Origin of the sequence: Kitasatospora sp. NPDC051984 (genome assembly GCF_044593455.1) — a bacterium.
Taxonomy (GTDB): domain Bacteria; phylum Actinomycetota; class Actinomycetes; order Streptomycetales; family Streptomycetaceae; genus Kitasatospora.
In genome coordinates, this window is sequence record NZ_JBIUCB010000051.1 from 1 (window position 1) to 11,899 (window position 11,899).

The following is an 11,899-nucleotide window of genomic DNA, read 5'->3' on the forward strand; positions in this document are numbered from 1 at the left end:
CCCAGCCACGGCCATAGAAGGCTGACCGGTCCGAGGCCGGCCCGCCTACCCCAAACGAAAGCTCGAAACGGACATCACGTTACTTACCGTCCTCTGAGACCGTCGCGTCTCCCCTGGGCGGGCCCTAGTTGCCGTAGTGGTAGCGGCAGGCAATGACGCACGGGGTTTCGGTCTGCTCGTCAAGGACGTAGACCAGGCGGTGTTCCTGGTCGATCCGGCGGGACCAGGCCCCAGCGAGCTCGTGCCGCAGGGGTTCGGGTTTGCCGATGCCCTCGTTGCCGTTTCGGCGGATGTCATCGATCAGCAGATTGATGCGCTTGAGGAGACGGCGATCGTCCCCCTGCCAGGACAGGTAATCGCTCCATCCGCGTTCGGTGAACTGGACCTTCATGCGCTCTGCTCGGTGACGTCCTCGGGTTCGATCAGTTCGCGGGCCACCGCACGGCCTTCCCGGTACTCCTGCAGGGAACGGCGAAGGTGGTCGGCGTTGGCCGGCGAGCGCAGCAGGTAGTCGGTCTCGCGGAGCGAGGCGTACTCGGCCAGTGAGACGACGACCAGCGGTTCGTGACCAGCGCGTGTGATGACGAGCTCCTCGGCATCACTCTCGACAGCATCGAGCGCGGCGGCGAGATTGGCGCGGAGCTCGGTCGCACTCATCGTCTTCATGGCGTACAGAATAACGTACATCTATCGAGTGGGCCAGGAAGCAATGACGAAGGCCCGGGTGAGCGGTCCGGGCCTTCGATCAAGGCGGAGGATGCGAGATTCGAACTCGTGAGGGGTTGCCCCCAACACGCTTTCCAATTCTCCTCGGTACCGTCCGCCAGGGTTCACGACCGTCCTGACCTGCGATCGAGTGGACCGTCAGGCAGAGACAGAACCCAGCTGGACCGGAGCGAATGAGGCCAGAACTTAGACCACGCCGCCTGGTCCCGACAGCCGGACCGGGCCCCTCGTGCCTGGTCGGCTGTCCGTGTCTTGGGGTGCCGGGGCGAGGCGTGGACGAGATGGGCGGTCCGCCCCGGTTCGTCGGCGAGGTGGCGCGCCCGCCAGCGGTCACCTCTCAGGATTTCCTGTTCCGCCGGAGGAAGCCGGTCTTTCCCCGGGTCGTCTGCCAGCGTGACCGGGCCTGGTGCAGGACCGCGGCCCATTGGTCGCGCACCTCGTTGTCCGGCGGGCGTTCGCCGCGTCCGATCCGGGTGATCTCGGTGTGCACTTCGTTGCCGATCGCGGCCGAGGCGACGACCACGAGCATGGCCCCGAAGAGGGCGGAGAGCATCGCGAAGACCGCCCCGACCGCGCCGTAGCGGTTCGCGTAGGAGTTGAACAGGCGGGGCAGGTAGACGGTCATGGCTACCGAGTAGCCGGACAGCGCGAGGGCACAGATGACGGCGAACGACATCAAGTCGCGTCTGGGGATCCGGCCGGCGGACAGCAGGCGGCCGCCCCACAGGAGGAAGACGAAAGTCAGGGGTGTCTCGACCAGAGCCGCTCCCAGTCCCAGCGGACGGCGGCTGAACGCCGCGTGGGCGAGGCCGGTCAGCGCGACGTACGCGGCGAGCAGCAGGATCCATCTGAGCCCGTTGACGGTGTTGCGGACGCTCAGTGGTGGCAGGTCCCACCCCTGTTCGAAGAGTCGCTGTGCGGCGCGCGCGAAGCTCAGGGTCGAGATCAGGAGGAAGACGCCACCGAACAACCCCAGCGTGGTCCATTCGCTCGACTCGGGAAGGAGCCGGCGCACGGCCTCGGCACCCTCGCCGGTGAGGCCGTAACGGTCGACGATGCGTTCGGCGATGTCCTTGCCCCCGAAACGGGCTGCCAGGCCGCCGCACAGCAGGGCCAGTGGGATCAGCGCTGTCAGCGCGGCGGATGCCAGGGCCATCGAGCGGTCGAAACCGGCGAGACGCTGGAACCGGTTGTAGACGCGCAGCGCGAACGCCGGTCGGAGCCAGAACGTCACCGACCGGACGATGGTGTGGCGGTTGACCCGGGACGTGTGCCCCTCCGGACGTAGTGCGCACAGGCCATGCGCCAGGCTGGAGTGGAACCACGCTATGCGGCCGGTCCGGGGTGCGGGGTTTCGGCACGCGAGGCGATGCCGAACTGCCACCCCGGGCAGCAGACCCCCCGAGGCCCTTGAAGGACCTCGGGAAGTCCCGTTGGGCTGGAACGCGGGCAGACCATCCCGAGGCCTTCGCCGTCCGCGCCGCCATCCCGTTGTGGTCGAACGGGCCCGCACCTGACTGAGACGACGACACGACGAAGGGCCCGACCGCTGAGCGGTCGGGCCCTTCGTTTGCCCTGGCGGGCGGAGGATACGAGATTCGAACTCGTGAGGGATTACTCCCAACACGCTTGCGAAATGTTCGTCCGGCTGTCCGGGACCGCCGGAGGCGGCCTGACCTGCGGCGGAACGACCCGCTGCCTGGGCCGTGAACGGAGCTGGATGGGGCTGAACGCAATCAAAACTTTAACCAGCGGGGACGGCGATTTTCGCCCTCGACAAGCCCGTGATGGCCGTTGAAAGCCGCCTGGTCGGTCACGGCCTGCGAGAACTGCTGTATTGGCAATGACCTGTTGGCTGCCTTCGGCGTGCGCACCTGATGCCCTGGCTTGATGTCTTCTTATCGAGTAGAAGCGTGTCGCCGCACGTGGGTCCATGCCCCCGCCGCCGATGTCGTAGCGTCGCTGCTGGCCTCGTGTGCCCGACTGGAGACAATTCCGCCGAGAGAAAACCATGCGAAAAGGACGGCGAGCGCTGATGCAAGTGCTGCCGAGGTGCGGGCGAGCCATGCCGCCGAGCTGGCGGTCCTTGCATTCCCGGCCGCAATTCGCCAGTGTCTCTGTGCGTTGGCCTTTGCCGAGTCGGAAGCTCTGCCTGCCCACAGTGCGAATATCTGGGAGAGTCTCGCGAGGGCGCAGGCCGTGCACAGCATTAGCCCGATAATTCCGGCCAATCCGACGATGATTCGTTCCAGGATTGATGGATGGTCGGACCAACCGCCTATCGACATCAAGCCAGTGGAATGAGCGATTGCTCCGAATGGTATCGACCCTAGCATTATTGCGCCAATTAGGGCGCTGCCGGGGCCCTCGTCATCCTGGGCCTCGCTCTCCTCCTTCGAGCTCTGACTTTCTGGTCGGTTGCGGTTGGAGCTATTGCTTGTCGTAGAGCCGAAGAAGAAGAGATTCCGTACGCCGCCCTCGACGTTTCCGTTGATGAAGGTTCCAGGGCCCTCGTTGTGCTGCTCTCTGGGCTGGGAGTCAGACACTGCTCCTACTGCTCCCAACTGCGGCGGCCTCGCTGACCGAGTTGGTCGGCCGCATTGAGGAGCTTGGGTGTGAGCAGCGCAAGATTCTTTGTGGCAGAGGCAAGCAACTCGACGGAATCGGAGAATGACATCCGCTCGAGGGTGCTCGTGGCAGATGCAAGTAGTTCCACGGAATCGGCGAGATGGAATCGGCGGGCGGTCGCGGCGATCAGGTTGGCAGTGTCAGCTTCCTGTGCGCTTCGAGTGGCCGCCTCGGCTAGGAGATTTGCCAGACTGGGTGACGTATTTGCGATCCGAGCCAGGTTGGCCTTTGTTTCCTTGTCGAGTAGCTCGTAGTTATGAACGCCGCCGAAGACGTCCCCGTTAATGAACGTGCCAGGACCCGTATTATGCTGCCCGTGGAATTCCTCATTCGGGGCGGAGGGCATCAGTGAGCTCCCTGTCGTAAGAGTTGTGCACTCCTCCGATGACGGTCCCGTTGATGAAAGTCCCCGAGCCGCTGTTGTGCTGAACTCCGAAATTCGAGACGGTTGCCGCAGCGGCAAGGGCTTCGAAGTCAGAAAGAGCCTCTGGATGGGCCGTGACGTACTCGACTATACGGCGAGCCCACTCCTGTGAGATCTGGTCCATGGCGCCGGCAAGCTCCGCTGCGAGCTCGGCGTTCTGGTCCGTGACGCGGGCCCACTCTGCGAGAACTCGTGCGTCGTTGTCGAACGCGTTGATGGCTGCGGTTTGTTCGTCAGGGGTGCCCCTGCGGAAGAGTCCTGCGATCCGCGCGCGGGCGACGATGGCCCCCTTGGTGATCATCGACGCGACAATGGTGCCGCCCGCGCCGGTTGCTATCGTAACTAGATCGGGATCGAGCATTTCCGGTCTCCCCCCGGGTGGCGCGGCCGATGCGATACGGCCAGGAATTTACCGCTGGCGCTGACCTGCCGAGTCCCGTAGCGGCAACAAACTCTTCAATGTGATGTGTGTCACACCCGTGAGGGTGGTTGATGTCGCTCGACGATGGAGCCCTGCTTGCGTATCCAACCTTCACCGCCGACAGGACGCTCGCGGTGTGACGGGCAGCTGTGCACTGTCTGTCCGACACTTGATCTCGTGACCACTCGTCCAGCCCGCATCCCGGCATCCCCCGGCCTTGCGGCGGCTCCTGTTCTGCGACCGTTTGTCGAGGGCGACTCGGTGGAGAAGCTGACGAGCCTCCTGCACCGCGCCTATGCCGATCACGCTGCAGCTGGGCGCGCCTTCTTCGCCTCCCACCAGTCCGTACAGGACACAGCCATCCGATTGGGAAGGGGTGAATGCTGGCTGGCCGAGCATGGGACTGAGCTGGTGGGGACTGTGACGGTGGCGGCTCCATATGAGGCCCCGGACGGGTATCCGGCCCCAGCGAGAGCGGGCTCGTTCTGGCAACTGGCGGTGGATCCCGCCTATCGGGGGACGGGTCTTGGCCAGAGGCTGCTGGCCCTGGCGGAGGATCGCATCGCTGCCCTCGGGTCTGAAGAGGTGGCGATCGACACGTCGGCCCGGGCGGTTGAGCTGATCGATTGGTACCGCCGACGGGGCTACGTGCCAGTCGGGACATGGCGGTGGGACGTGACCAACTACGAGAGCGCGGTTCTTGTGAAGCGACTGGCGGCGGGCCGGACGTAAGCAGTGAACACAGGCTGTCTGCGCTTTCCCGCCTGGGAAAGCGCAGACAGTCCGCGCTGGAGTTGCCGGGCCTTACCGGCCGAGGAGCCTGGCTGCCTCCTGGGCGGCGATGGCGAGTGCCTCGTCGAGAGCCTCGGTGCGGCGTCCACCGGCGCTAGCGACGGCTCCCTTGCCGCCGGCCCCGCCGCCGACAGCCTGGGCTGCGGAGACGAGAATCTGGCTGGCCTGGGTACCTGTTTCGTGGAGGCCGCGGGTGATCGCGGTGGCGAGCAGGGCCTTGCCCCGGTGCTCGGTGCCGAGGACGACGGCGGCCCGGTCGGTGCCCAGGAGGTCGGCGGTGTGGGTGGCCAGGGTGCGGAGTTCTTCGGGGCCGAGGCCGGTCGCCTTCTCGGTGATGATCCGGCCGCCGGTGACGGCGCGGGCGGACGCGGTGAGCTGCTGGGCGCGGGTGCGGAGTTCGGTGTCGCGGAGGCGGCCGAGTTCCTGCTGGGCAGTGGCGAGGGTGTCGAGGCGCTTGCGGAGTGCTTCGGGGGCGTCCTTGGGGCGGGTGCCGAGGAGGGTGGAGAGTTCGTCGAGGAGGCGGCGTTCGGTGTCGTAGTAGTTCAGGGCGTCGCGGCCGGTGAGGGCTTCGATGCGGCGGAGGTGGAGCCGATGGAGGCTTCGCCGAGGATGCGGACGGGGCCGGCGTTGGAGCCGTGGCCGACGTGGGTGCCGCCGCACAGTTCGCGGGAGAAGTCGCCGATGTCGACGATGCGGACGTGGTCGCTGTACTTCTCGCCGAACAGAGCGGTCGCTCCGGCGGCCTCCGCCTCGGCGCGGGTGGCGTGCCAGATGCGGACCTCGGGGTCGTTGAGGAGGTGGTCGTTGACCAGAGTCTCGATGGCGGCGAGCTGGGTGGGCTCGACGGCGGAGAAGTGGGCGAAGTCGAAGCGGAGCCGTCCGGCGTCGACGAGGGAGCCGTGCTGGCGGGCGTGGTCGCCGAGGGTGCGGCGGAGCATGGCGTGCAGCACGTGGGTGGCGGAGTGGGAGCGCGCGACGGCGTCCCGGCGCGCGCCGTCGACGATGGCCTCGGCGGACTGGCCGCTGCGGATCTCGCCTTCGAGAACGCGCACGGTGTGGACGTGGAAGCCCTCCAGGCCGAGCTTGGTGTCGAGCACCTTTAGGACGGCACTGTCGCTGGTGCGGATAGTGCCGGTGTCGCCGACCTGGCCGCCGGACTCGGCGTAGAAGGGGCTGCGGTCGAGCACGACCTCGACCGTCCGGCCCTGTTCGGCGCCGGATGCGAGGGTGCCGTCGGCGATCACGCCGAGGACGGTGGCCTCGACGGTGAGGCGGTTGTAGCCGACGAAGTCGGTGCGGCCGTGGCGGGCGGACAGTTCGCGGTAGGTGTCCTGGCGGCGCAGGGCCTCGGCGGTCTTCGCCTTGCCACCGCTCTTGGCGCGCTGCTGCTGCCCGGCGAGCAGGGTGGCGAAGCGGTCCTCGTCGACGGTCAGGCCGGCGTCGACGGCGGCCTCGATGGTCAGCTCGACGGGGAAGCCGTAGGTGTCGTGCAGTTCGAAGGCAGTGTCCCCGGTGAGGGAGGTGGAGCCTGCGGTGCGGGTGCGGGTGATGGCGGCGGCCAGCAGCCGGGTGCCCTGGGTGAGGGTGCGGGTGAAGGACTCCTCCTCGGCGGCGACGACCTGTTCGATCGGCGCGGACTGGGCCTGCAGTTCGGGCCAGACGTCGCCGAGGTTGCCGATGACGCTCGCGGTGGTCGCGGGCAGGACCGGGCCGTCGATGCCAAGCAGGCGGCCGTGGCGGATCGCGCGGCGCATCAGGCGGCGCAGGACGTAGCCGCGGCCGTCCTTGGCGGGCAGGACGCCGTCGGCGATCAGGAAGGCGATCGAGCGGGCGTGCTCTGTGACGACCTGGAAGGAGGTCTTCTGCTCGCCGGTGCCGGGGTAGTCGCGGCCGACGAGTTCCTGGACGGTCTTGAGAGTGGGCAGGAGCAGATCGGTGCTGCAGACGTTCTCGACGCCCTGGAGGATCGCGGCGAGGCGGTCGAGGCCGAGACCGGTGTCGATGCTCTGCTGGGCGAGTTCGCCGAGGATCGGGAAGCCGCCCTTTTTGTCGCCCTCGCCGCGCTGGTACTGCATGAAGACGAGGTTCCAGATCTCCATGTAGCGCTCGCCGTCGACGGCGGGGCCGCCTTCGCGGCCGAAGGCCGGTCCGCGGTCGTAGTTGACTTCGGAGCAGGGCCCGCACGGTCCGGGGACGCCCATCGACCAGTAGTTGTCCTCCATGCCCAGGCGCTGGATCCGGTCGGCGGGGACTCCGATCTTGCGCCAGAGCTGCTCGGCCTCGTCGTCGTCCTCGTAGACGGTGATCCAGAGCCGGTCCTTCTCCAGGTTGTAGCCCTCGGTGAGGAGTTCCCAGGCGAAGGCGATGGCGTCGGCCTTGAAGTAGTCGCCGAAGGAGAAGTTGCCCATCATCTCGAAGAACGTGGCATGCCGGTTGGTGCGGCCGACGTTGTCGATGTCGGAGGTGCGCGCGCACTTCTGGATGGTGGTGGCGCGGCGGTACTCCGGGGTGACCTCGCCCAGGAAGTAGGGCTTGAACTGGTTCATGCCGGCGTTGGCCAGCAGCAGGGTCGGGTCGGAGGGGATCAGCGGGCTGGACGGGACCTGGCGGTGGCCGCGGGAGGTGAAGAAGTCCAGGAAGGTGGAGCGGATCTGCGTCGAGCGCATGGCGGTATGGCCCTCACGGAAGAGTCGTGGGAGAGGTGGGGGGTGTTCACACGCCGAGCCGGGCCGAGAACGAGGACTGAGTGGTTCTCAGTTCTCCAGCTCGGCGCAGATAGCTCGCGCCCCCACGGTGTAGACCATGACTCCAGACCATCGCTCTGAGGTGGCGCAGCCGCGATCGGACGCAACGGTCCGCTGCGACTGCGCCACCAACAGTAGCGGGTCCGGCGTCAAGATCGCTTGGCGTAGTCGGCGGGCTGCCCGTTGCCCACCAGGAGGAGCAGCGTGGAGGCCAGGTCGCACGCCCGGGGAAGCACCAGATCGGCACCCGCCCTGACCAGGGCATCAGCTTCCGCGTAGCCCCAACCAGCACCGACGGCTCGCACGTTCGCGGCTCGGGCGGCGCGGATGTCGACCGTCGTGTCGCCCACGAACACAGCTGCCTGCGGGGCGGCGCCGAGCTGGTCGAGGGCGAGGAGCAGCCCGTCGGGTGCGGGTTTGGGGGTGGTGTCCTCGAAGCAGACGACGATGTCGAGCAGGTCGAGTACGTCGGTCGGCAGAAGCCACTCGACCCTGCGGCGGCTTCGCAGGGTCACGAGGCCGGTGGCCACGCCGGATTCGCGCAACGCGGTGAGCGTGCCGACGGTGAAGGGGAAGAGCTTGGTGTGGAGGCCGGCGGTGGCGGTCGCCGCGTCCCAGGCTGCCTCGTCGACCTCGCCGTTGAGGCCAAGGGCCGCCAGCACCTGATCCCGGGAAGCGGTGGCCGCGTCGGCGGGCAGGTCGGCGATGGTGATCCGCCGTCCGAGTGTCGACATCGCGTACCCGGTCAGCGTGGCGAGGTGGGCATTGCGGCTGTCCAGCAGCACGCCGTCGAGGTCGAAGAGAACGGCGTGCCTCACGCGGCATCACCGGCCTGCCGCACCGGTAGGTCTGCTTCCGTGAGCAGGGAGTGAAGGGTGACCCGGTGTTCGGCCAGCGTCTGTCGACCGCCGAGTGGGCGTTCCAGGATGCACATCGCGTCGGTAATCGGGGACCCGGCCATCCGCAACGTCCGTGCCATGGTGAGGAGTTGGCTGCCGGAGCGGACGACGTCGTCGATCAGGACGGTACGGCGGCCGGTGATGTCGGCTCCCTCGATCTGCCGGTGGGAGCCGTACAGCTTCGGCAAACGGCGCAGGAAGACGGCGGGCAGGCCGGTGGCGGCCGACAGCGCGACGACAAGAGGGATGCCGCCCAGTTCGATGCCGGCCAGGGCCTGGGCACCGGTGGGTACGAGGTGCGCCAGGGCCCTGGCGGTGTCGCGCAGCAGCGCCGGGTCGGAGGCGAGGCGGAACTCGTCGAAGTAGGTGCTCAGGTGGGTGCCGTCGGAGAGCTTGAAGGGGGCGCTCACGCAGGCGGTTTCGGCGAGCCGGGCGGCGAGGCCGGCCTCGGTGCGGCGGGTGGTCATGCTCCTCCGATCGGGCTGGTGTCGAGCGCGCCGAGCAGGGCCCGGAAGTCCTGGGCCGTCTCGGCGGTGTGCAGGAAGCCGAGCGGCCGGGTGGGCGTCTCGAAGAGCCACTTCTCGCCGCGCAGGAAGGCGAGCAGGCGAAGAGCCGCCGGTCCGGCGAGGCAGACCGGCACCGGGCGGACGGTGGTGGCGTAGTAGAGCGCGGCGGTCAGCTCGTGCAAGGTGCCGACTCCGCCGCCCATCGCGACGACCAGGTCGACGCTCTCCAGGTAGTGGTTGAGCCGGGCGCCGAGGTCGGGCAGGTGGACGGACATGGTGGCGTGCGGGTTGAACGCGCCCCACTCGTCGTGCTTGCCGATCAGGGTGACCGCGGTGACGGCGGTGCCCTGGGAAGCGGCCCCGCGGGCGGCGGCCTCCATCAGGCCGTTGTAGCCGCCGTGCAGCAGCTGATACCCGGCGCCGCCGAGCGTCCGACCGATCTCCTCGGCCAGGAGCTCCTCCTCGGCCGAGGCGGGGACAACGCCGCCGAAGAACACGGCGGTCAGACCCTCGCGGGCCCGGACGGCGGCCGGGCCCGCGAGGTGGAGTGCGTTCACGCCAGCTCCTGATAGGTGCGGTACGCGGCGACGGCGTCGTGCAAGCCGTCGAGGGCCTGCGGGCAGGCGCGCTCCACCAGCCCCAGAACGCGCTCGAGCGCCGAGTCGACGTCGGCCGCCTGCGGGATCGCCGGGCCGCTGATCGCCGCGTCCAGGTCGGCGAGGCAGGCCCGGCCGATCGGGGTGGCGGCGGTCTCCTCGCGCAGCTGGTACCAGCCCCAGAACCTGGACGCCGGGGCGAGGGCGGCCTTGATCAGGTCCTTCGTCGCGGTGTGCAGCCGGTGCCACTCGGCGTACGCGACGAACCGCTGGCCGCGCTTGATCCGCTTGTGCAGGAGCACGGCCAGGACCAGGTGCTCGATCAGCAGCTCGCCGCAGGTGCGCGGCCGGGCGAGGAACGCGTGCACGTAGCTCTCGGCCACGGCGATGTCCTGCGCGGGCGCCGGCTCGGGCTCGCGGTCGAGGATGACCGCCGTGCTGACCGTCTCCCGCAGGCGCGGGACGCGGGAGGCGGGCACGAGGTACAGGTCGATCTGGTGGAGGTGGCCCTCGTCCGGGACGAGGAAGACCGTCCCCACCCCGCCGAGGTCAGCAACGATCGTGTCCCGCCATCCGGGCAGCAGGGCACCCGCCTCGACGGACATCAGCATGTCCAGCGTCTCTGCGAAGGAAGGCAGTTGGCCGTCGCGGACGCCGACCACGAAGTCGACGTCCGAGAGCCGGTCGGCGGTGCCCTGCGCCAGGGAGCCGCGCACCATCAGGTGGGTGACGGCCGGGGAGGCGGCCAGGGTGTCGGAGAGCTTCGACAGCAGCGGCAGCTGCGCGGGCCGGTTGGCCTGGGTGATCTCTGCCAGTTGCAGGGTGGGCATGTGCTTCTCCTTCCGGAGCTTCGGTGGCGTCGGCAGCGGGTCAGACGGACAGGGCGAGGAGGCGGGTCTTGGCGGCCGTCCAGCGGGCGGTGGCCTCCAAGTCGCCGAGGGAGGTGTGCAGTTCGGCGATCAGGTCGTAGGCCGTGCCCTCGGGCAGCGCGTAGGTGTAGAAGAGCCGCAGCAGCATCCGCTCGGCCGCCTCGGTGTAGCCCAGCCGGGCCATGGTGCGGGCGATCTCCAAGCGCTCGGCCAAGACCGTTCGGTCGGCGGCAGGCAGCGCTTCGGCGACCGTGGGGTGGAGCGAGGGCCGCCGGGCCAGCCGCTGGTAGGCGTCGTCCGCGTAGACGTCGGCAATCAGGTGGATCCGGTCCGGGCCGAGCAGGTTGCACACCCCGTGCGGGTAGGTCGGGGTGAGTCGCCAGATCTGGCCGCCGGCCATGTGCACCTTGCTGCCGCCGGTCACCAGGAAGGCGGAGCTGTTGGTGTGCAGCGGGATGTGAAGGCGGTGCCGCTCGACCTGGTCGAGTTCGTCGTAGTCGCGGTGCTCCCAGAGGAAGGCGTTGCCCTCCAACCGGGCGAGCCGCACCCACATGTAGTTCAGCCCGAGGTCGGCGAGGTACGCGGCGGTGGCGGGCATCCGCTGCAGCAGCTCGGTCGGACGGGCGGCGCAGTCGCTGATCCTGACGTCGGAGGCGTCACCGGAGGCGTTCATCAGCGAGGTGGTCCACCAGCCGCCGGACTGGTAGGCGCCGTACTCCGCCTTCCAGGGGGCCTGGGCGGTCAGGGCTTCGTGACGCATTCGCTCCAACTGGGCGGCGTCCACGGACGCCAGCTGGGCGATCTGCCCGGCCAGCGCGGTCAGTGTGCTCTCCATCGGTTCCCTCCCGTTGCCGGCCCTTGAACGGTGAGCCGGTGCGCACGTGGTGCTGGATGGGTGGCTCGGGCGGCGCTGTTGCTCGCGACCGCCGGCCTCACGCTTCGCATCCAGTCGTTCACGGATGGCGAAGTGTCGTTCAGCATGGCTCGGCCGCCGTGGCATCGATACGACACGACCGCCGTCACCGACGCGCCGTCATCGCCGCTGCTGGGGACGGCCGGTCGGCATGTGCGTCATGACTGCCGTCATGGCTACCGTCATCTGCGCCGAGAGACGCGCGGAGGGGTTTCCTGTCGGGCGTCCATGGCTATCGTCGAATCAGACGAACGGGGACCGGAGGAATCCGCGGTGGCTGAAACTCCCCCGCTCTCAGAGGACGGTATGTGACGTGATGTCGCTTCTGTCATCACCAGAACGTGTGGTGCCGATGCGTCCGCGCTGATCGGGGTGTCCGGC

Annotated in this window: 11 protein-coding genes and 1 pseudogene; 1 reads left to right on the forward strand and 11 read right to left on the reverse strand. The window is 68.4% G+C overall.

Translation table 11 applies throughout. The annotated features are described in order from the left end of the window. Positions 1–124: 124 nt before the first annotated feature. The 5 genes from ACIHEI_RS37110 to ACIHEI_RS37130 all read right to left on the reverse strand — a co-directional run bounded on the left by ACIHEI_RS37110 (position 125) and on the right by ACIHEI_RS37130 (position 4,139). Complete coding sequence (locus ACIHEI_RS37110) at positions 125–391, reverse strand: Txe/YoeB family addiction module toxin (RefSeq protein WP_396609937.1); 267 nt, start codon at positions 389–391, stop codon at positions 125–127. Next, positions 388–666 (reverse strand): type II toxin-antitoxin system Phd/YefM family antitoxin, encoded by a 279-nt coding sequence (locus tag ACIHEI_RS37115; RefSeq protein ID WP_396609938.1) that lies wholly within the window; start codon positions 664–666, stop codon positions 388–390. The genes ACIHEI_RS37110 and ACIHEI_RS37115 overlap by 4 nt, the downstream gene beginning before the upstream one ends. Before the next feature lie 397 nt (positions 667–1,063). Beyond that, positions 1,064–1,960: a YhjD/YihY/BrkB family envelope integrity protein gene (locus tag ACIHEI_RS37120; protein ID WP_396609939.1), complete on the reverse strand. Its 897-nt coding sequence runs from the start codon at positions 1,958–1,960 to the stop codon at positions 1,064–1,066. A 1,317-nt stretch (positions 1,961–3,277) separates the two neighbouring features. Further along, positions 3,278–3,700, reverse strand: a complete 423-nt coding sequence (locus ACIHEI_RS37125; RefSeq protein ID WP_396609940.1) for a hypothetical protein — start codon at positions 3,698–3,700, stop codon at positions 3,278–3,280. Continuing rightward, entirely contained in the window at positions 3,681–4,139 is a 459-nt protein-coding gene (locus ACIHEI_RS37130; protein WP_396609941.1) for a hypothetical protein, read from the reverse strand. Before ACIHEI_RS37130 ends, ACIHEI_RS37125 begins: the two co-directional genes overlap by 20 nt. Positions 4,140–4,376: 237 nt before the next feature. On the opposite strand from ACIHEI_RS37130, the gene ACIHEI_RS37135 reads away from it, so the two are divergent. Beyond that, entirely contained in the window at positions 4,377–4,931 is a 555-nt protein-coding gene (locus ACIHEI_RS37135; protein ID WP_396609942.1) for a GNAT family N-acetyltransferase, read from the forward strand. A gap of 72 nt (positions 4,932–5,003) precedes the next feature. Here the strand turns inward: ACIHEI_RS37135 and alaS are convergent. The 6 genes and pseudogenes from alaS to ACIHEI_RS37165 all read right to left on the reverse strand — a co-directional run bounded on the left by alaS (position 5,004) and on the right by ACIHEI_RS37165 (position 11,440). After that, positions 5,004–7,657: pseudogene (gene alaS / locus ACIHEI_RS37140) on the reverse strand (alanine--tRNA ligase). Between the two features lie 227 nt (positions 7,658–7,884). Then, entirely contained in the window at positions 7,885–8,553 is a 669-nt protein-coding gene (locus ACIHEI_RS37145) for an HAD family hydrolase (protein ID WP_396609943.1), read from the reverse strand. Continuing rightward, positions 8,550–9,101 (reverse strand): orotate phosphoribosyltransferase, encoded by a 552-nt coding sequence (locus ACIHEI_RS37150; protein ID WP_396609944.1) that lies wholly within the window; start codon positions 9,099–9,101, stop codon positions 8,550–8,552. Before ACIHEI_RS37150 ends, ACIHEI_RS37145 begins: the two co-directional genes overlap by 4 nt. Beyond that, complete coding sequence (locus ACIHEI_RS37155; protein ID WP_396609945.1) at positions 9,098–9,697, reverse strand: LOG family protein; 600 nt, start codon at positions 9,695–9,697, stop codon at positions 9,098–9,100. The genes ACIHEI_RS37150 and ACIHEI_RS37155 overlap by 4 nt, the downstream gene beginning before the upstream one ends. Continuing rightward, positions 9,694–10,566, reverse strand: a complete 873-nt coding sequence (locus ACIHEI_RS37160) for a hypothetical protein (RefSeq protein WP_396609946.1) — start codon at positions 10,564–10,566, stop codon at positions 9,694–9,696. The genes ACIHEI_RS37155 and ACIHEI_RS37160 overlap by 4 nt, the downstream gene beginning before the upstream one ends. A 40-nt stretch (positions 10,567–10,606) precedes the next feature. Continuing rightward, entirely contained in the window at positions 10,607–11,440 is an 834-nt protein-coding gene (locus ACIHEI_RS37165; protein WP_396609947.1) for an aspartyl/asparaginyl beta-hydroxylase domain-containing protein, read from the reverse strand. Positions 11,441–11,899 lie beyond the last annotated feature (459 nt).

Excerpts from the sequence above, each read along its gene's own strand:
- ACIHEI_RS37160 (WP_396609946.1), bottom strand. The coding sequence starts at position 10,566 with ATGCCCACCCTGCAACTGGCAGAGATCACCCAGGCCAACCGGCCCGCG.
- ACIHEI_RS37130 (WP_396609941.1), bottom strand. The coding sequence starts at position 4,139 with ATGCTCGATCCCGATCTAGTTACGATAGCAACCGGCGCGGGCGGCACC.
- ACIHEI_RS37165 (WP_396609947.1), bottom strand. The coding sequence starts at position 11,440 with ATGGAGAGCACACTGACCGCGCTGGCCGGGCAGATCGCCCAGCTGGCG.
- ACIHEI_RS37115 (WP_396609938.1), bottom strand. The coding sequence starts at position 666 with ATGAAGACGATGAGTGCGACCGAGCTCCGCGCCAATCTCGCCGCCGCG.
- ACIHEI_RS37125 (WP_396609940.1), bottom strand. The coding sequence starts at position 3,700 with ATGCCCTCCGCCCCGAATGAGGAATTCCACGGGCAGCATAATACGGGT.
- ACIHEI_RS37150 (WP_396609944.1), bottom strand. The coding sequence starts at position 9,101 with ATGACCACCCGCCGCACCGAGGCCGGCCTCGCCGCCCGGCTCGCCGAA.
- ACIHEI_RS37110 (WP_396609937.1), bottom strand. The coding sequence starts at position 391 with ATGAAGGTCCAGTTCACCGAACGCGGATGGAGCGATTACCTGTCCTGG.